The organism is Aquimarina discodermiae, assembly GCF_040786235.1.
GTDB lineage: Bacteria > Bacteroidota > Bacteroidia > Flavobacteriales > Flavobacteriaceae > Aquimarina.
Genome location: NZ_JBFMKP010000014.1, coordinates 118,693 through 138,907 on the forward strand (window position 1 = coordinate 118,693; position 20,215 = coordinate 138,907).

The 20,215-nt window shown below is 33.9% G+C and carries 18 protein-coding genes; 17 read left to right on the plus strand and 1 reads right to left on the minus strand.

Annotated elements, in window-relative coordinates; translation table 11 throughout:
* The first annotated feature begins 28 nt into the window (after window positions 1-28).
* From ABW636_RS10780 to ABW636_RS10835, 12 genes are all read left to right on the plus strand, one after another.
* The gene (locus tag ABW636_RS10780; RefSeq protein ID WP_367589997.1) at window positions 29-2,728 is read left to right on the plus strand and encodes a choice-of-anchor B family protein; all 2,700 of its coding nucleotides are present in this window, start codon (window positions 29-31) and stop codon (window positions 2,726-2,728) included.
* Between the two features lie 18 nt (window positions 2,729-2,746).
* Window positions 2,747-4,177, plus strand: coding sequence for a hypothetical protein (locus ABW636_RS10785; RefSeq protein WP_367589998.1), 1,431 nt, complete (start codon window positions 2,747-2,749; stop codon window positions 4,175-4,177).
* Window positions 4,174-4,953, plus strand: coding sequence for an MbnP family protein (locus tag ABW636_RS10790; protein ID WP_367589999.1), 780 nt, complete (start codon window positions 4,174-4,176; stop codon window positions 4,951-4,953). The genes ABW636_RS10785 and ABW636_RS10790 overlap by 4 nt, the downstream gene beginning before the upstream one ends.
* 8 nt (window positions 4,954-4,961) lie before the next feature.
* Complete coding sequence (locus ABW636_RS10795; protein ID WP_367590000.1) at window positions 4,962-6,017, plus strand: cytochrome-c peroxidase; 1,056 nt, start codon at window positions 4,962-4,964, stop codon at window positions 6,015-6,017.
* A gap of 132 nt (window positions 6,018-6,149) precedes the next feature.
* Complete coding sequence (locus ABW636_RS10800; RefSeq protein WP_367590001.1) at window positions 6,150-6,479, plus strand: HesB/IscA family protein; 330 nt, start codon at window positions 6,150-6,152, stop codon at window positions 6,477-6,479.
* Between the two features lie 38 nt (window positions 6,480-6,517).
* Window positions 6,518-7,963 carry a Fe-S cluster assembly protein SufB gene (sufB, locus tag ABW636_RS10805; RefSeq protein WP_367590002.1) on the plus strand — a complete coding sequence of 482 codons (1,446 nt, stop codon included), beginning with the start codon at window positions 6,518-6,520 and terminating at the stop codon, window positions 7,961-7,963.
* A 30-nt stretch (window positions 7,964-7,993) separates the two neighbouring features.
* Window positions 7,994-8,398, plus strand: a complete 405-nt coding sequence (locus ABW636_RS10810; RefSeq protein ID WP_367590003.1) for a hypothetical protein — start codon at window positions 7,994-7,996, stop codon at window positions 8,396-8,398.
* 26 nt (window positions 8,399-8,424) lie between these two features.
* Window positions 8,425-9,177, plus strand: a complete 753-nt coding sequence (gene sufC, locus ABW636_RS10815) for a Fe-S cluster assembly ATPase SufC (protein ID WP_367590005.1) — start codon at window positions 8,425-8,427, stop codon at window positions 9,175-9,177.
* A 126-nt stretch (window positions 9,178-9,303) separates the two neighbouring features.
* Window positions 9,304-10,617 carry a Fe-S cluster assembly protein SufD gene (gene sufD / locus ABW636_RS10820; protein WP_367590006.1) on the plus strand — a complete coding sequence of 438 codons (1,314 nt, stop codon included), beginning with the start codon at window positions 9,304-9,306 and terminating at the stop codon, window positions 10,615-10,617.
* Between the two features lie 454 nt (window positions 10,618-11,071).
* On the plus strand, window positions 11,072-12,820 hold the full coding sequence (locus ABW636_RS10825; RefSeq protein ID WP_367590007.1) for a hypothetical protein: 1,749 nt from the start codon (window positions 11,072-11,074) through the stop codon (window positions 12,818-12,820).
* A gap of 303 nt (window positions 12,821-13,123) precedes the next feature.
* Window positions 13,124-13,921: an IS110 family transposase gene (locus ABW636_RS10830; RefSeq protein ID WP_367590008.1), complete on the plus strand. Its 798-nt coding sequence runs from the start codon at window positions 13,124-13,126 to the stop codon at window positions 13,919-13,921.
* A complete protein-coding gene (locus ABW636_RS10835) occupies window positions 13,846-14,430 on the plus strand; it encodes a transposase (RefSeq protein WP_367590009.1) in 585 nt (194 codons plus the stop codon). The genes ABW636_RS10830 and ABW636_RS10835 overlap by 76 nt, the downstream gene beginning before the upstream one ends.
* A 197-nt stretch (window positions 14,431-14,627) precedes the next feature.
* Here the strand turns inward: ABW636_RS10835 and ABW636_RS10840 are convergent, their stop codons facing one another.
* Window positions 14,628-15,980 carry a serine hydrolase domain-containing protein gene (locus ABW636_RS10840; protein WP_367590010.1) on the minus strand — a complete coding sequence of 451 codons (1,353 nt, stop codon included), beginning with the start codon at window positions 15,978-15,980 and terminating at the stop codon, window positions 14,628-14,630.
* Window positions 15,981-16,283: 303 nt separating this feature from the next.
* On the opposite strand from ABW636_RS10840, the gene ABW636_RS10845 reads away from it, so the two are divergent.
* The 5 genes from ABW636_RS10845 (at window position 16,284) to ABW636_RS10865 (ending at window position 20,075) form a co-directional block, all read left to right on the plus strand.
* Window positions 16,284-17,498 (plus strand): aminotransferase class V-fold PLP-dependent enzyme, encoded by a 1,215-nt coding sequence (locus tag ABW636_RS10845; protein ID WP_367590016.1) that lies wholly within the window; start codon window positions 16,284-16,286, stop codon window positions 17,496-17,498.
* A gap of 114 nt (window positions 17,499-17,612) precedes the next feature.
* Entirely contained in the window at window positions 17,613-18,035 is a 423-nt protein-coding gene (locus ABW636_RS10850; RefSeq protein ID WP_367590011.1) for a SufE family protein, read from the plus strand.
* Between the two features lie 47 nt (window positions 18,036-18,082).
* Entirely contained in the window at window positions 18,083-18,409 is a 327-nt protein-coding gene (locus tag ABW636_RS10855) for an SUF system Fe-S cluster assembly protein (protein WP_367590012.1), read from the plus strand.
* 55 nt (window positions 18,410-18,464) lie between these two features.
* The gene (locus ABW636_RS10860) at window positions 18,465-18,974 is read left to right on the plus strand and encodes a DUF2480 family protein (protein ID WP_367590013.1); all 510 of its coding nucleotides are present in this window, start codon (window positions 18,465-18,467) and stop codon (window positions 18,972-18,974) included.
* A gap of 183 nt (window positions 18,975-19,157) precedes the next feature.
* Entirely contained in the window at window positions 19,158-20,075 is a 918-nt protein-coding gene (locus ABW636_RS10865) for a DUF3078 domain-containing protein (RefSeq protein WP_367590014.1), read from the plus strand.
* The last annotated feature ends 140 nt before the right edge of the window (window positions 20,076-20,215 follow it).

The window sequence follows — 20,215 nt, forward strand, 5'->3', positions numbered from 1 at the left end:
AATTCATAACTCAATAAAACTTAATCTAATGAAAAAACTAACTTTAACAATTCTGTTGCTGACTACAACAGTATTTTTATATGGACAGACTCGCTGTATAAACGGTAAGGCTGGTAATTATCCGTGTAAAGATTACGATCTGATGTCACGTATCTCTTTATCGGCCATGAATGCTTCTGGTGGGAATGACAGTTGGGGATGGACAGACCCTACAACCAATAAGGAGTATGCCATTATAGGTTTAAATAATGGTACCGCATTTATCGATATTTCTAATCCCACCTCTCCTGTTTATCTTGGTAAAGTACCTACAGCCACTTCAAATAGCTTATGGCGTGATATTAAAGTCTATAAAGATCATGCGTTTATTGTAAGTGAAGCTTCTGGTCACGGGTTACAGGTTTTTGACCTTACCCGATTACGTAATGTAGCCAATCCACCTCAAAACTTTACGGCAGATAAACGATACACAGGATTTGGAAATGCCCATAATATCGTGATTAATGAAGATTCTGGGTATGCCTACATCGTTGGTGCGCTAAGAGGTGGAAGATATAGAGGAGGTCCACTTTTTATAGACATAAGAGATCCCAAAAACCCAAAGGATGCAGGAGGTTTCCTTTCTACGGGCATAGATCCCTATACACATGATGCACAAGTAGTTAATTATAATGGTCCCGATAGTGATTATACAGGAAAAGAAATCTTGATTGGTAGTAATCAAAAAGAAGTGGTAATTGCAGATATTACTAATAAAAACAATCCCAAGCTCATATCCACCATAAGATACTCTGATGTGCATTATACACACCAGGGATGGTTTACAGAAGACATGCGATATTTTTTATTAGGTGATGAAGTAGATGAAACCAATGTAGGGTTTAACACTAAAACTATTGTATTTGATTTTCAGGATTTGGACAACCCGAAAGTACATATGAACTATACAGGTCCTACGCCTGCTACCGACCATAACGGATATGTGAAAGGAGATTTGTTCTATTTGGCAAATTATAGAGCAGGAATTAGAATTATAGACATTTCTAATGTTGGTAATAAATCCATGGCAGAAGTAGGGTATTTTGATACTTATACAAGTAGTAATAGTGCTAACATGGATGGCGTATGGAATGTATATCCATATTTTAATAGTGGTAATATAGTTTTAAGTGATACGGTTGGTGGATTTTTTCTTGTTAAAAAGAGCGGTTCAACAGATCCTTGTACAGTTGCAACTCCAACAGGGGTAACTTCTTCTGGGATTACAACTACATCTGCTATAATAAGCTGGTCAGAAGTAACAGATACTACCTATGATATTAGATATCGCAGAACAGGAGCCACAAACTGGACAACCAATGCTGTTAGTACAAATTCATACACCATTACCAATTTAACTGCTAATACATCTTATGAAGTACAAGTAAGAAGTAAATGTCAAAGTGGATCTCCATCTAATTATAGTGCTTCAATAAGATTTACGACCAACAGCGTAGAAATAAATTACTGTGACTCTAACGGAAGAACAACATCTGATGAATACATTAGCAATGTAAATCTTGGTACAATCAACAATACTACTACTGCTTCTAGTGGTGGTTATGGGGATTATACAACAATATCAACAGATCTATCTATCGGAAACTCAAATACCATTACTATTACTCCAACATGGACCGGCAGTATTTATGCTGAAGCTTATAGTGTATGGATAGATTATAACAGAAATGGAGATTTTACAGATGCAGGAGAGCAAGTATGGTCAAACACACCTTCTACAGCTACAACAGTTAATGGTACTTTTACAGTGCCTACAGGAACCCCTAAAGGAATTACAAGAATGAGAGTTTCTATGAAATATAACGGAGTGCCTACTTCTTGTGAGTCATTTCAATATGGTGAAGTAGAGGATTATAGCGTAAATATAACAGACGGTGGAGTGGGTATTCCAGGTTGTACATCTGGTATCACTTCTTTTCCTTATAACGAAGGATTCGAAAACACAATCGGCAATTGGTCACAATCTAACTCTGATAATCTAGATTGGTCTATTAATAGTGGTGGAACACCGTCTAGAGATACAGGACCTTCTGCAGCATCTAATGGAACCTATTATCTTTTCGTAGAAGCATCTGGTAATGGTACTGGTTTCCCTAACAAACAAGCTGTATTAACTTCTCCTTGTTTTAATCTGACTAACGAGACTTCGGCAGCGTTTTCATTCGATTACCATATGTATGGTGCCTCGGATATGGGATCCTTTTTGGTAGAAGTTAGTGCAAACAACGGAAACACATGGGCTAGTCTATGGACGCAAAGCACAAACCAAGGAAATTCCTGGAAAACGGCTACCATAAATCTTGCTGCTTATGTAGGTAAGAATATACAACTGCGATTTAACAGAACAACAGGAAACACCTGGCAAAATGATATCGCAATAGATAATGTCTCACTTACTACCAACATATCTAAAAACGATTTTCCAAAAGAAAAAGAAGAAATTATTCTTAATCTGTACCCTAATCCGGTTACAGGAAATAAGTTAAATTTATATATGAGAGGTGTAGAAAGACATGCAGAATATGAGATTATAAGTGTTCTGGGACAATTAGTTGGCAAAGGAAACGTTTCTAATACTATAGATATCTCTAGTTTAAACACAGGAGCTTACTTTTTACGCGTTGAATCAGAGGGTAATCTGATCATGAAACGTTTTATTAGAGAGTAGTTGCTTAATATCAAACCAATGAATAATAGTCTCAAATTCATATTTTACCATTCAATCCTACTTCTAGCATTAATAGCTTCTTGTACAAGTGATGATACAAAAGATATAAATGAGGATACAGAAGAAAATACGAATGAAGACGAAGAAGTTACCGAAACTACTTTTAACCAAACAATAGAATGGATAAAAACTTTCGGTGGAACTAATGAAGATAGTGCTCTATCGGTAGTAGAAGCTACCGATGGAGGCTATGTTCTTGCAGGATATACTCAAAGCACCGATGGTGACCTTACAGGTAAAACAGCTACCGACAGTGATTTCTGGGTATTAAAACTTACCAAAGACGGGGCAATCTCTTGGAGTAAAACCTATGGAGGTACGGGAGATGAAAGAGCCGAAAAAATTATTGCAACAAAAGATGGTGGATATATAGTTGTAGGATATAATAGAAGTAGCGATGGAGATGTAAGTCAAAATGAAGGTTTACAAGACTATTGGGTAATAAAAATTAATGCTTCAGGAGAACTACAATGGGAAAAATCTTTTGGTTTTGGAGGGATTGATCGAGCTTTTTCTGTAATACAAACCGAGGATAATGGTTATTTTGTTACAGGTTTTTTTGATGTTTCTCTTAGTAATGGTGGAGGAAATGATGATGGCCCATCATCTGCTAGCAAAAACAAAAACACTCAAAAACACGGAGTAGGAGAATTTTGGGGAATCAAACTAAACGAAGCAGGAGAAACAGAGTGGAGACGCTATTTTGGAGGAAACGACAATGACCGAAGTTATGATGTAGTACAAACCAAAGATGGTGGATTCTTGATGATTGGCTCTTCTGAAAGTGAAAGTGGTTCTGCAGATGTTTCTGATATATCTGTAAATTTAGGAAGCTATGATTATTGGGCAGTAAAAATAGATGCTCAAGGAAATTTGGTCTGGGAAAAAACCTATGGCGGTACAGAAATTGACGTAGCTTATGGCATTGCAGCTGTAGGAGATGGCACCTATATTATCGTAGGAGATGCCAGAAGTGCCGATGTTAATGTATCTAATGCAAAGGGAAATGCAGACCTATGGATCATACGAATAGACGATAACGGAAACATGCTATGGGAAAAAGCTATAGGAGGCACCCAATTCGATACCGGACGAGGAATTCATAAAACCAAAAATGGTCATTTTATAATTACCGGAAACTCTAGAAGTAATGATGTAGATCTGGATAAGAATAATGGTCAAAGCGATATATTGAGCATTGTCATAAATGATAAAGGTGATGTCCTATGGAAATCGATAGTTGGAGGTGGTCAGGCAGAATTTGCAACCGGATGTATCGAAACAACTGACAAAAAATTTGTAATCGTAGGAAACTCAGAAAGTGACGATCTTGATATCCCAGAAAATAAAGGGTCAAAAGATTTAATACTTATAAAATATAAAGAATGATAAAGAAGTTTACATTAGCACTATTTGTTTGTACAGTGCTATTATCATGTAAAAGTGATGATGATAAAACAACTGATGAGGTAGCCAAAGCAGGAAGTTTAAATTTAGAATTTTCTAATAGTATAGGTAGTGAGCCCGTGGTTCTAAGCGATAAAATATCTTATACCAATGGTAGTAACGAATCCTATACCATTTCAGAATTAAAATACATTATAAGTAATATTGTCTTGATCAAAGAAGATGGGCAAGAATTTGTATACCCTCTAGAAGAAAGCTATTTCTTAGTTAATGAAGAAGTAAGTGATAGTAAAAAAATTGTACTTAAGAACATAGACCCGGCAGAATATTCGAAAATTAAATTTGGTTTTGGAGTAGATCAATCCAAATATCCACTTAACGGAGTCGATAATTTTGTCCCTACTGCAGAAGAAGGTAATATGCTCTGGTCATGGTCTGCAGGTTATATATTTTTAAAATTTGAAGGAACATTTACGCCTCAAGGTGGCGAAACTGATAATTTTTTAATTCATGTTGGAAGCCATGGTACTACATTAGATAATTATAAGGAAATTACAGTAGAGCTATCAGAAAAAGTATCTATCTCTGAAAAATTAAGTCCTATAGTTAGCATACAGGCAAATATTGCAAAGATTCTGGATGGTACAAATACCCACTCTCTTGCAGCAAAAAAATCAATACAGGTAGATCCAGAAAATGCCCCTAAAATTGCAGAAAATGTAACATCTATGTTTAGCGTAGCAAAGGTGTCGAATTAATAGTAAAGATGAAGTTTTTATTATATATTGGAATCATTCTTTTTGGAGTTGCCTGCAACTCTAGCTCTGATAATGATGAATATACCCCGATTCCGGAAAATAAAAAGTTAGAATTTAAAATTCCATCTAATTTTCCCGACCCCACTTATGATATTTCTCTTAATCCACCCACAGAAAAAGGGTTCGAATTAGGTAAAAAGTTATTTTATGATGGCAGACTTTCTTCAGACGGTGTAGTATCCTGCGGTTTTTGTCATTTACAGGATTTTGCTTTTACGCATCACACTCATATTGTAAGTCATGGTGTCGACGGTGCACTTGGCACTCGAAATGCCCTACCCTTGCACAATTTGGCTTTTATGAAAGAGTTCACATGGGATGGTGCCGTATCGCACTTGGATCAACAACCTATCGTACCTATTACCGCAGAGGTAGAAATGAACGAAACTTTTGCCAGTATCTTAAAAAAGCTTGAAAACGAACCAGAATACGTAAAATTGTTTGCAGAGGCATTTACAGATCAAAAAATCAATACAGAAAATATGCTAAAAGCAATATCACAATTTGTGGTGATGATGATCTCTGCAGATTCAAAATATGATAAAATCGAAAGAAATGAAGGTTCTGTTTTTACAGAAGAAGAGCAAGCAGGGTTTGATCTATTCCAATCCAAATGTGCTTCTTGCCACAAAGGTACTTTATTTACAGATCAATCTTATCGCAATAATGGATTACCCATCGATCCAGAATATAACGATATTGGTAGAAAAAGAGTTTCTGGGTTAGAAGAAGATATCTATAAATTTAAAGTTCCTACTTTACGTAATGTACGACTTACATTTCCTTATATGCATGATGGTAGGTTCTTTACATTAAGACAAGTACTCGATCATTATAGTGATGGCATGGTAGATCATGAAACACTAGACCCCATGTTTAGAGATACAGAAAACAATGTTGTCGGCATACCAATGACCGATATCGAAAAAGAACAAATCATCGCCTTTTTAGAAACACTTACAGACGATAATTATATCAATGACAGTCGTTTTTCTGAGTTTTAAACCCTTCCCTATTAGTTAGCTATAACATATCTTTATTTTAACATTTGTTATATAAATGAAAGGATTTGCTAATAAAAACTACTTATGTAGTATATTTGCAATTCATTTAGAATTAATCTATTTACAAAAGGTATGATTAAGGTATCAGATATAGCAAAAAACAAAGTCATCGAATTGATGAGTGACGACGGGTATGATGCTACTACCGATTATGTTCGAGTAGGGGTAAAAAGCGGAGGGTGCTCTGGTTTATCTTATGACTTAAAGTTTGATAAAGAACAAGTTGAAGGAGATAAAGTATTCGAAGACAATGGTGTAAAAATCATAGTAGATAAAAAAAGTTTCCTTTATTTGATCGGTACAACGCTAGAATATTCTGGTGGTTTAAACGGTACCGGTTTTGTATTTAATAATCCCAATGCAAGTAGAACTTGCGGTTGTGGTGAGAGTTTTTCCCTTTAATTGATAAAAAAATCCTGAATCAATTTAGGATATAAGTAATGGCATATACCGAAGACGATTTAAAGAAAGAGTTAGAGACCAAAGAATATGAGTATGGATTTTATACCGATATAGAATCAGATACATTTCCTGTTGGTCTTAATGAAGAGATAGTTCGTGCAATTTCTAAAAAGAAAGAAGAGCCCGAATGGATGACAGAATGGAGGCTCGAAGCTTTTCGAATCTGGGAACAGATGGAAGAGCCAGAATGGGCAAATGTAAATTACGAAAAGCCAGATTTTCAAAGTATTTCTTATTATTCTGCTCCAAATAAAAAACCCAAATACAACAGTATTGATGAGGTGGATCCCGAGTTATTAGAAACCTTCAAAAAATTAGGTATTTCTCTGGATGAGCAAAAGAAACTTGCAGGAGTAGCAGTAGATATAGTAATGGATTCTGTTTCTGTAGCAACTACTTTCAAAGAAACTCTTGCCGAGAAAGGAATTATATTCTGCTCTATTTCTGAGGCAATCAAAGAACATCCAGAGCTGGTAAAAAAATATATAGGTACTGTAGTACCACAAAAAGACAATTTCTATGCAGCCTTAAATTCTGCTGTTTTCAGTGATGGTTCTTTCTGTTATATTCCAAAGGGAGTACGTTGCCCTATGGAGTTATCTACCTATTTTAGAATTAATCAGGCAGGTACAGGTCAATTCGAACGTACTCTTGTGGTTGCAGACCAAGGAAGTTATGTAAGTTATCTCGAAGGATGTACCGCACCTTCACGTGATGAAAATCAATTGCATGCGGCCGTTGTAGAATTAATTGCACTTGATGATGCAGAAATTAAGTATTCTACCGTTCAAAATTGGTATCCTGGTAATGCAGAAGGAAAAGGAGGAGTTTATAATTTTGTAACCAAAAGAGGACTTTGCGAAACCAATGCAAAAATATCCTGGACTCAAGTAGAAACAGGATCTGCGGTTACCTGGAAATATCCTTCATGTATCCTTAAAGGTGATCATTCTGTAGGTGAATTTTATTCGATAGCTGTAACTAATAATTATCAACAAGCAGATACAGGTACAAAAATGATTCACTTAGGTAAGAACACTAAAAGTACCATTATATCCAAAGGTATTTCTGCAGGAAAATCACAAAATAGTTATAGAGGATTAGTACAAATAAATAGTAGAGCCACGAATGCACGTAATTTTTCTCAATGTGATTCATTACTAATGGGCAATGAATGTGGTGCTCATACGTTTCCATATATAGAAGCAAAGAACAAAACTGCTCAAATAGAACACGAAGCAACAACAAGTAAAATAGGTGAAGATCAAATTTTTTATTGTAACCAACGAGGAATTGATACAGAAAAAGCAATCGCCTTGATCGTAAATGGTTTTAGTAAAGAAGTATTAAACAAATTACCTATGGAGTTTGCTGTAGAAGCTCAAAAACTTCTAGAAATTTCTCTCGAAGGTTCTGTAGGGTAATTTTAAAAAAATAACTAAAACTCTCTAGTAATGAAAAAACCATTTATTTTAATTGTACTAAGTCTATTACTTTTTTCTTGTAAATCCGAAAACAAAAATCAAGAACCCGATTTAATACGAGGTGAATTTATTTATATAGATGATGCAGCGGTAATTAAAGGCGCTGATTTTATCTATGGTGTAGAATTAGGTGATCTAACAAATGAATTGGCAAAAAAAATAAAGCCATTACAAAGAGAAGAATATGATATGGTTCCTGTAGTTATTAGAGGAATCATTAAAGATAATCCTGGCGAAGGTTGGGAAGAAATAGTAGAAATAAAAGAAATCATTGGGGTAAGTGAACCTACCTCAGAGTTGCCAACCAAAATCAACTCTTCTGGGCATAACCATAATCATGGTGATGGCCATAATCATGAAGGTCACAACCATTAACAAAAAGCAGAGAATATCACTATAAAATGTTAGAAATAAAGGATTTACACGCAAGTGTCGAAGGAAAAGAAATTTTAAAAGGTCTTAACCTAAATGTAAAAGCAGGAGAAATACATGCTATTATGGGACCCAACGGTGCAGGAAAAAGTACCTTGGCAAGTATTGTAGCAGGTAAAGAAGAATATGAGGTTACCAAAGGAAATATTCTTTTGGATAATGAAGATATTGAAGAACTAGCTGCAGAAGAGCGTGCTCATAAGGGAGTTTTTCTTTCATTTCAGTACCCGGTAGAAATTCCTGGTGTAACCGTTACTAATTTCATGAAAACGGCTATTAACGAAACCAGAAAAGCACAAGGGCTCGAGGAAATGCCTGCAAAGGATATGCTTAAGAAAATTCGTGAAAAATCAGAATTGTTAGAGATCGATCGCAAATTTTTATCCCGATCGCTTAATGAAGGGTTTTCTGGTGGAGAAAAGAAACGAAACGAAATCTTTCAAATGGCCATGATGGAACCAAAATTGGCAATTTTGGATGAAACAGACTCTGGACTAGATATCGATGCATTACGTATTGTAGCAAATGGTGTAAACAAACTAAAAAGCAATGACAATGCTATCGTAGTGATTACGCATTACCAACGCTTATTAGAGTATATCGTTCCTGATTTTGTACATGTTTTATATGATGGTAAGATCGTAAAATCTGGTACCAAAGAACTAGCATTAGAGCTAGAAGAAAAAGGGTATGACTGGATTAAAGAAGAGATAAATGCATAATTTTTACAACTTAAAACCATATGTTTTAACTGGTTTAATAAGTTGTAAAAAAATAAAAACGAGTTTGAGGGTTTTTACTCCTAAAACTTGAAACTGTTTCTTTTGAAACAAAACTTGAAATTGAATATGGAATTGAAAGAAAAATTGGTGTCCTCTTTTTTGGCTTTTGAAAACACAGTAGATGTTGATGCTGCAGTGCATGATATACGAAGTCAGGCAATCAAAATCTTTGAAGAGAAAGGGTTTCCTACAAAAAAGGAAGAAGCCTGGAAATATACATCCCTAAATACTGTACTAAAACATGACTATAGCATTTTTCCTAAAGAAGAAAATGCATTAGAGTTTAAGGACATAAAGAAATACTTTATTCATGATTTAGACACCTATAAGATTGTATTTATCGATGGTAAGTATTCTTCTCATTTGTCTGAAACCACTCATGATAAGATAGATGTATGCCTAATGTCATCTGCTTTATCTCATGATAAATACAAATCTGTAATCGACACCTATTTTAATAAAATAGCAAAACAAGACGGACTTACTTCTTTAAACACGGCCTTTTCTAAAGAAGGAGCTTATATCTTTATTCCAAAAAATAAACTTGCAGATAAGCCCATACAAATCATACACTTTTCTACAGGAAAAGAATCTGCACAAATGCTACAACCTCGTAACCTGATTGTGGCAGAAGAAAACTCACAAGTACAGATCGTAGAACGTCACCAAAGCTTAAACGATAACCCTGTACTTACAAATTCTGTTACAGAGATTTTTGTAGATAAAAATGCTGTTGTTGACTATTACAAAATACAAAACGATCATCAAAACGCATCTTTAATAGACAATACCTATATAGAACAACAAGCAAATAGTATTGCTTCTGTTCATACATTCGCCTTTGGAGGAAATATTACCAGAAATAATCTTAATTTCTATCAAAAAGGAGAAGGTATAGATTCTATTCTTAATGGAGTTACCATTATAGAAGGAAAACAACATGTAGATCACAATACATTGGTACATCATACCGAGCCAAATTGTGAAAGTCACCAGGATTATAAAGGTATTTTTGATGAAAAAGCTACCGGTGTTTTTAACGGAAAAATTATTGTAAATAAAGAGGCTCAAAAAACAAATGCTTTTCAGTCTAATAACAATATATTGTTAAGCGATAAAGCAACTATCAATTCTAAACCACAGCTAGAAATTTTTGCCGACGATGTAAAATGTTCTCATGGTTGTACCATAGGGCAATTAGATGATAATGCACTGTTTTATATGAAATCTCGAGGAATCGCAGAAAAAGAAGCCAAGGCATTATTGATGTATGCCTTTGCCAATAATGTTTTAGAGAGCGTAAAAATCCCTCAACTCAAAACCAGAATTAATAAACTTATAGCAAACAAACTAGGCGTTAATATAGGTTTTGATTTATAGAAATTAATACACCTACCATATAGAAAACCTCTTCATGTAATTTGTAGAGGTTTTTTTCTTTTTAAGAAGGATATATGTCTAAATGATGGTTTTACGATTTACAAAATTCTCATCCATCGTATACCATAAGCATAAGTTTTAGGGTATTTGTTTTTTTAAAATATTTCCTAGAATAAAATGAACTCAAAAAAGAACTGTTGTCCTATTTAAATGGAGGAGTTTCGGCAGCAAATGGTATTTGAGATATATTTAAGAAGAGTTGCTATTTATAGTTATGAATAATGATGCTATTAGATCAGATGGTAATGAAAGTACTATAATAGATCGAATACTATTTATTTAGGTGGAGCTGGACAAGATCCATAAAATGGAATAGTTATTGAAGGGCTTTAGCGTAAAAATATTCTAGTTAGAAGTACTGTGATTTTGTTATCAACCAAATAATTTTGATCTAATGAATCAATATTTAAAACCATTACTTTTTATTCTTTTATCCTTTTATTGCATAAATGGATCTTTCGGGCAAGAAAACTTAAAGATAAACAAGACTTTCTCCAAGAAGATTCTTGACAATTATAGAATTGATTCTAATATATATGAACTCTGGTGGTCTAAAGGAGGGTATAACTGTTTTACTACGGGAGATACACTTCCTGCTTTTGTGGATATAAGAAAGTATAAAGGAGTATTGAATTATGGTGTAGAATTTTCTTCGACAAATGGTCAAAATTTTCATTTTACAGAGAATTTTTCAATGTATAAATTGAATATCAATATAACCCATTGTACATTCAATAAAAAAGACAATATTACGGAAATTGAAGGAACTATAACAGGAGGGTGGTCTGGTAAAAACTGGAATGATATACAGAACAATGTGGATGTTTTTATTGGTAGAAGAAAGGATACCACTACTTTGGTAAGAGCAAAACAATTTATAAAATCTAAAGATGTAGCTATTTTTTATAAAGGAAAAAAAGTGATCGATCATAAAAGTATCGTTCTAGATACCTTACCTTCTTTTTCTATACATAATTACATCCATTATAAAACAAATCAAGGAAACGAACGTACATTTAAAATTAAGAGCAAAATTGACAAAAACTCTCTATTGATTTTTGGACTCGGTTCATGTTATACCGAAATCTATGATATTGGTGCAATGATCTTTGATAAAAATGCCAAAAAATCTAGGAAGAAGGGAAAGCAAAAAAATCTGACTCCCAATGTTATTATCCGCAATAATGTACAAGAATTAAATAAACAGAACTCAATTAAAAAAGAAAAGCCTGCGTATTATTTAATTACCGAAAAAGCAGAAAACTATATTCTACGCAAACAATATGGAAAAGCAAAACAAGAGTATGACAAGCTTTTGAAAAAAGACCAATATGTTTTTGCTAGAGATATGCACAATGCAGTACGTTGTGCCATATTTTCCAGAGATTATAAAACTGCTATTACCTGGAGTGAAAAACTTGTTTTAAAAGGGGTGCCTATTACTTATTTTGAAGCTAAAATATTTGGCAGAATTAAGAAACATAAAGATTGGAGTGAGTTTTTAAAAAGCTTCGATACTCTTCATAAAAAATACAAAGAAGGATTAAATGTTAATTTAATTCATCACTTAGATGAATTAGTGCTTATAGACCAAACAGATTATATTAAAAATAGTAAAGGAGAAATACAATTATCAGAATTAAGAAAAACAACAGAATTTATTGATAAAGAGTTCATAGAATTGATACAAAAAGAAGGATTTCCTACCGAAGAAAAAATAGGAGTCATGCTATCTAAAGATAGTATGAGTATAGCAACAACAACTAAATATTTTGTATTGATTGTGCATAGTTCTCAAAAGAATACCGATACTTTTCAAGAGATCAAAAACATAAAAGATAAGGCGGCCAAAAGTTTTGAGTATGATGCGATACGGAATAATTTAGATGTATTTAAAGCAGTTGGCAATACGTGTTTAAAAGTATATAAAGGTAATTTGTATAATTGTAAAACCTGTACTATTAATGAATTGCAAGCAAAGAAAATTGCTTTTAGATTTAATAACGAATATAATTTCATTATTAATGCTGGTGGATATACGATAATTCCTCTCGAAAATGAAGATGAAGACGACAAATATGTAGAAGAAAACTTTGATTTTGTGATGAAATTAACAGAGGATTGGTTTTTTTATGAACATTAATAAATTTTGGTTTTAGCTAAATTCTAATAACCCGATTAATATCAAGTATTCTATAAAAGCGTCGATTCGAGGCTTGAGATAAAAATTTTATCTAGCTTAGGGATTTGACGAACTTTATGGCAAGTAATAATTATAAATCACAAAATAGCCGTTAGTCACATAGTGTTTTTATACCTGCATTCGAGTATGGTTTTCAGAAGATATAGATAGCGATGTTGGTGCTCAGTTTTTATTGATGCCTGAATGGTAGTCTTTCAAGCGAAATAATTTTCTGAATGTGATTTTTAAAAAAAATCAATGCACATGAAAAAAATAAGGAAACATGCAGCTGGGATCGATATCGGTTCACGTAAAATTTTTATTGGTATTGAAGGTAAAGAAGTTTGTAGTTTCAGCACCTTTACTGAAGATTTGGAACTTGCAGCGGTCTATTTATTGGAGCGTGGGATACAGACTGTCGCTATGGAAGCTACTGGGGTTTACTGGGTTATTTTATATGATATTTTGGAATCCAAAGGTTTGGATGTTTGGTTGGTTGATGGTCGAAGTACTAAACAAGTTCCTGGAAGAAAAACCGATGTAAAGGATTGTCAATGGATCCAACAATTACATAGTTATGGTCTTTTAAACAGGTGCTATGTTGCAGATGATCTAGTACAACAACTTAGAGCTTACCAACGTTTACAGGAGGATCATATCCGTAGTGCATCCATGCATGTTAATCATATGCAAAAGGCCTTGATCCAGATGAACATTCGTTTAAAAGAAGTATTAAGCCAAGTTCATGGAGCTAGTGGTTTACAAATTATAAGAGCTATTTTACAAGGCGAACGAGATCCTGAGGTTCTTGTAGAGCTTTGTTATAGTAGTGTGTTAAAGACAAAGAGGGAGTTAATCATAAAAGCATTAAAAGTACATTATAGTGAATCAGGGATATTCTCTTTGGAACAAGCTGTAAGTTGTTATGATTTTTATCAAGGGCAAATTGAGCGTTGTGATGCACAACTTGCAAAAGTTTTAAAAAAATGGGAGAAAACCACCCACAACAACAATCCAAAGGTGCTAAAAGAAAACCTATTAGGCATCATAAGCCTAAAATAAAAAATATGGATCACTATTTATTGCAAATATTCCAAGGTAAAGATGCTACAGTGTTACCCGGCATAACAGATTACAATTGGTTACAACTCTTGTCGGAAATAGGGACAGATTTACAAAGATGGAAAACAGCAAAGCATTTCACTTCTTGGCTTGGTTTAGCACCAAAACAGCATCACTCAGGCAGAATGCGAAAAAATTATAAACCCAAAGGACAACCTAAAGCAGGGTTAATCTTTAAGCAAGCCGCTACAAGTTTACTTAATAGTAAGAAAATTGCCATAGGAGCCTTTGGAAGAAAAATAAGAGCACGAAAAGGACCTTCATTGGCTATCAAAGCAATGGCAAGAAAGCTAGCAGAATTATATTGGAAATTATTTACGAAAGGACTAGCATATGTTGAAAAAGGAATCCAATCCTATAACGAGAAAATAATGATTAATAAGCAAAAGCATGTGATTAAGATGGCTAAAGAATTAGGAATGTCAATCAGCTATAAAACAACAAGTTAAAGAATGCGTCAATGGTAGTGGTTTTTCGTAATAAAATGGAGAAAAATTGTATCGGTCTTTCGGCAAGCTCAAGATGACAAAGTTTTCAGAACAAAAATCCTAGTCACCCTGAACCTGTCGAAGGGCAAAATTCTTAACAGAATTTCACTCAAACTGACGCATTTCAGATTAATCGAACTCAGGTTATCAGAGTATATTTATTTTACGGCACTCACCATCTCCTTCAAAAAAGTATTAAAATCTACACCTGCATCTCCAATAAGTCCAAAACGTACAATCACCAAATCTTTGGATGGGATAATAAATAAGCGTTGTCCCTGAAATCCATTGGCAGAAAACATATCTCTAGGCGCATCTGGGTAAAAACCGCCGGCATTCAACCAAAAATGCCCTCCATAATCTCCATCAGATGTAGGACTAGGAGTTGTTACATAATCAACCCAATCTTCATTAAATATTCGAGTTCCGTTCCAGTTTCCTTTATGAAGATATAATAATCCAAATTTTGCCCAATCTCTTACCGTTGCCCAGGCATAAGAAGATCCAACATAATTTCCTGCCATATCAGCTTCTATAAGCATAGAGTGCATCCCTATTTTATCAATAAACTCTCGATACGGAAAATCAAGATATTCCTGGTCATTACCTAACTTTTTTCTCAGGATCCCTGATAACAAATTAGATGTCCCCGAAGAATAATACCAATGTTCATTGGGTTTATGGATTGCTTTTTTATGAATTTGTGAACGGGTCATATCGGTATCTAGGTACAGCATTCTGGTTACATCAGAAATAGAACCATAATCCTCATCCCACTCCAGGCCACTATTCATCTGCAATAAATTATTGATTGTAATCTCTTTTCTATCATCATTCTGCCATTCGGCTATGGGTGCTTTGTCTTTTAGAGCTATTTTTCCTTGCTTTTGTAGTACACCATAGACTGTAGAAAGAATACTCTTAGTCATCGACCAACCTAGTAAGCGGGAATCTTTGGTTAAACCCTCTATATATTTTTCTGCAATTATTTGATCTTTATAAATCACCAAAACTGCTCTGGTTTTCTGTATATATTCTCCCTCATCATCAAAAATAGAAGAGACAGTTTTATGAATTTTATTATAATCTATAGTTTCAAAAATAGTATCCTTTTGTTGTAACAACCCATAAGGATATGCTAACCCTGTATTTGTTTTTGTTCTATTAGGCGTTAAAACAGAAGCTTTTTCATCAAAATCATCATCGATCAAAACACTCCCTAATCCTTCTCTATATACCGCCCTTCTTTCTTTTAATCCAAACAAAGACGCAGAAGCAGTTTTTTGTTTCATATCGACTTGATCCTCTGCCAAATGAACCGGATCAAAATTGTTGTCATAAGTATCTGTAAACTCAACACTTCTATGAGCCAAAAAAACCGAAGAACACATATTTTTGGCAGAATATCCATTTAGAATATTCAGCTTTGAATAGTTTAAAATTACACCAACTGCTATCGCTATAAGTAGCAGTAGAAATATGCTCAGAAAAATCTTTTTAAATCGTTTCATTAGAAAAATATATAAACAATAGTCAATTACCTCGGAGCGAGCTCACGAGCCATCCAGTCAAAAAACGTTTTTAACATTTTGAGGCAAGCCTCTTAGCATTAAATTCCACAATGTGGATTAAACCCCGAATATGCATTAGAAAGTCTATTACGTCTTTCGACTACAGCAAACACTACCGTTTCACTATGTTTATGGTATTTGAAAGCCTCATTACGAAGTTCCAATGCATATTCCGGGTTAAATCAATTAAAAATAAGTAATCCTAGTTAGAAATACTTACTACTTTTGCAAAAAGAAATTGATATGCTAGATGTACATAAAATCAGAAAAGATTTTCCAATTCTTGATCGCCAAGTAAACGGAAAACCTCTGGTCTATTTTGATAATGCTGCCACATCACAAACCCCTCAGGTTGTTATCGATGCCATTGTAGATTACTACAGTAATTACAATGCAAATATTCATAGAGGAGTACATACACTCTCTCAAGAAGCAACAGATGCTTATGAGATTGCCAGAAAAAAAATACAGACCCATTTTAATACAAAACATACCCATGAAGTGATTCTTACTTCGGGAACTACTCATAGTATTAATATCATTGCAACAGGTTTTACAAATCTTCTTTCTAAGGGTGATGAAGTTATCGTTTCGGCCTTAGAACACCATTCTAATATTGTGCCATGGCAAATGCTTTGTGAACGAACAGGTGCTATTCTTAAAGTGATCCCGATGAATGAAGAGGGAGAACTAGTAATGAATGTATTTGACACTTTACTTTCTGACAAGACCAAACTTGTTTTTACCAATCACATTTCTAATGCCTTAGGAACCATTAATCCTATCAAAGAAATTATAGATAAAGCACATAAAGTAGGTGCAGCTGTACTTATAGACGGTGCACAGTCCTGCCCACATATCAAACCCGATGTACAAGAGCTTGATGTAGATTTTTATGTTGCTTCTGCTCATAAATTATGTGGCCCGACAGGAGTAGGTATGCTCTACGGAAAAGAAGAATGGCTAAACAAACTTCCTCCTTATCAAGGTGGTGGTGAGATGATAGAGCAAGTAACCTTCGAAAAAACTACTTATGCAGGACTACCACATAAATTTGAAGCAGGAACTCCTAATATTTGTGGCGGAATCGCATTTGGTATTGCATTGGATTATATGAACAGTATTGGCTTTGATACTATTGCCGCTTACGAAAATGATTTACTTGCCTACGGAACCGAAAAATTATTAGAAATAGAAGGTTTAAAAATATACGGTACTTCCAAAAATAAAACTTCGGTAATTTCTTTTAATCTGGATAACATTCATCCATATGATGTTGGTTCTATTGTAGACAAATTAGGGATTGCAGTACGTACGGGACATCATTGTGCTCAACCTATTATGGATTTTTATAAAATACCAGGAACCATACGCGCCTCATTTTCATTTTATAATACCAAAGAAGAAATAGATGCACTTGTAGATGCTGTAAAAAAAGCAAAAATGATGCTTTCTTAGTATTTTCCTTAAGCCATTGACTAATAGAGCAATTAGTTTATCCTATACCATCATTGAGAGAAAGTGTTGAATAGCAACAATTCTTGTTGTATTTTTGTCGAAAATTAATAGCTAATGACGATTAAGGAAATTCAGGAAGAGATTATGGACGAATTTGCAATGTTTGATGATTGGATGCAGCGATATGAGTATATGATCGAATTAGGAAAATCACTTCCGCTTATAGAAGAAAAATATAAAACCGAAGATAACATTATTAAGGGATGCCAAAGTAAGGTATGGGTTCATGCTGAAATGAATGATAATAAAATCGAATTTACTGCAGATAGTGATGCAATCATTACCAAAGGTATTATTGCCATATTAATTCGTGTTTTTAATAAGCAACACCCAACAGAAATTGTTGAAGCAGATACCAATTTTATTAATGAAATTGGATTAAAAGAGCACTTATCTCCTACCCGAGCTAATGGTCTGGTAAGTATGATTAAGCAATTAAAAATGTATGCAATAGCTTATCAAACACAAATAAACTAGTTTCTTTTTATGGGTATTACCCTAAAAAAGTAAAAAAAAGAACGATTATGAGCGAAACCACCATAGATACCAATGAATTGGGCGAAAAAATTGTAAGAGTATTAAAAACGATTTATGATCCTGAGATTCCTGTAGATATCTACGAACTTGGACTTATTTATGACGTATTCGTCAATGAAGATTATGATGTAAAAATCTTAATGACTCTTACTTCTCCTAATTGTCCTGTGGCAGAATCATTACCTCAGGAAATACAAGAAAAAGTAAAATCTTTGGATGCTGTAAATGATGTCGAAATGGAACTTACGTTTGATCCGCCATGGTCTCAAGATTTAATGAGTGAAGAAGCCAAATTAGAATTGGGAATGCTATAACTTTTAGAAGCATATTATTAATATTTAAATAAATACCTTTTTTGAAGTCTACCATATGGCAGAAGAAATAGTAAATAGAGTCGCAAATAATAAAAATCTCATCACCTTTGATCTTGAAGAGTATTATCCTAGTGGTAATCGCATTGTCTTTGATATCAAAGATTGGCTTTTTGAAGGATTGATTTTGCGCGAAAAAGACTTTAGAAAACACGTTTCAGAACATAACTGGGAGCAATACAAAAATTCGTATGTTGCCATCACCTGCTCTACAGATGCTATTATACCAGGCTGGGCCTTTCTTTTGGTTACTAGTTCTTTAATGCCATTTGCAAAAAAAGTAGTTACAGGATCTCTCGAAATGCTAGAAACTATTCTTTATAATGATATTATCACAGATTTTGATTTTTCTGAGTATCAAGATAAGCTAGTAATTATAAAAGGATGTGCCAATAAACCAGTACCACAGGGTGCCTATATTGCCTTGATCCAGAAATTACAACCTATTGTCAAAAGTTTAATGTATGGAGAGGCATGTTCCTCTGTACCCCTCTACAAAAGAAAATAAACCATTAAGCGTTTAAACTTGCTTTTTGTCGAAAAACATGATAACATCTACCCTATATTGAATCAAAAATTAGGGTTAATGTTATCTTTGCAATCGCAAAAAATTTTTAAAAATTAAATACCTTAACCTTAGGTTAAAGGCAATTAATACTAAAAATCAATTATCTTAAACTTACTTACAATTATGAAAAAAACACTGCTAACACTCGTACTTCTTGCAACCTCTACTATTGCTTTTGCGCAAGAAGAAGAAAAAAAAGAAGAAGCGCCTAAAGATGGCTGGACCAGAGCAGGAAATCTTAGTTTTTTGTTCAACCAGGCAGCTTTTAACCACGAATGGTTAGGAGGAGGAACTTCTAACATTGCAGGTAACTTATCACTAACCTATGATTTTAACTACAGAAAAGGTAAGCTTACCTGGGATAATAAGATTATAGCAGATTATGGATTAACCAAATTAAAAGATCAGGAGTTTACTCGCAAAACCAATGATCGTTTAGAATTTAATTCTTTAATAGGACAACAAATCAAAGAATCTAATTGGTATTACTCATTCTTCTTAAACTTTAGAACTCAGTTTGATAAAGGATATGTATTTGGTGAAGATGCCAACGGAAACGAAACCAGAACAGAAACTACTCATATTTTCTCACCTGCATATTTACAATTTGGTCCTGGTATGCTATGGAAAAAAAGCGATAACCTAAAAGTAAACATAGCACCAGCAACAGCAAGATTCATTTTTGTTGATGGAGATTTTACTAAAGTAGATACTGCAGATCAAGCAGCTCTTGATGCATACGTTCCTTATTTTGGAGTAGAAGCGAATGAAACTTCTCGTTTTGAGTTTGGTGCGGCACTTAATGCATATGCTAAATTCGAATTGATGAAAAATGTATCTATGGAGAATATCTTAAATCTTTATGCAAACTACTTAGAAGATCCACAAAACGTAGATATTGATTATACTGCAAACGTGGTGATGCAAATAAATAAATACTTATCTACTAATATTACGTTTCAGGCAATCTATGATGATAATGCAGTTGAAGGGTTTCAAATTAGAGAAGTATTTGGTCTAGGAGTAAACTACGGTTTCTAATACCAGAAAAATATATCTTAAAAACGAGGTCGTCTAAAAAGTTATTTTTAGGCGATTTTCTTTTTCATCCATTATGGTTTTTGTTGATTTTTTTCAATTTTAGGATTAAAAGATGTGTTTTAAAAAGGCACACGCAATCC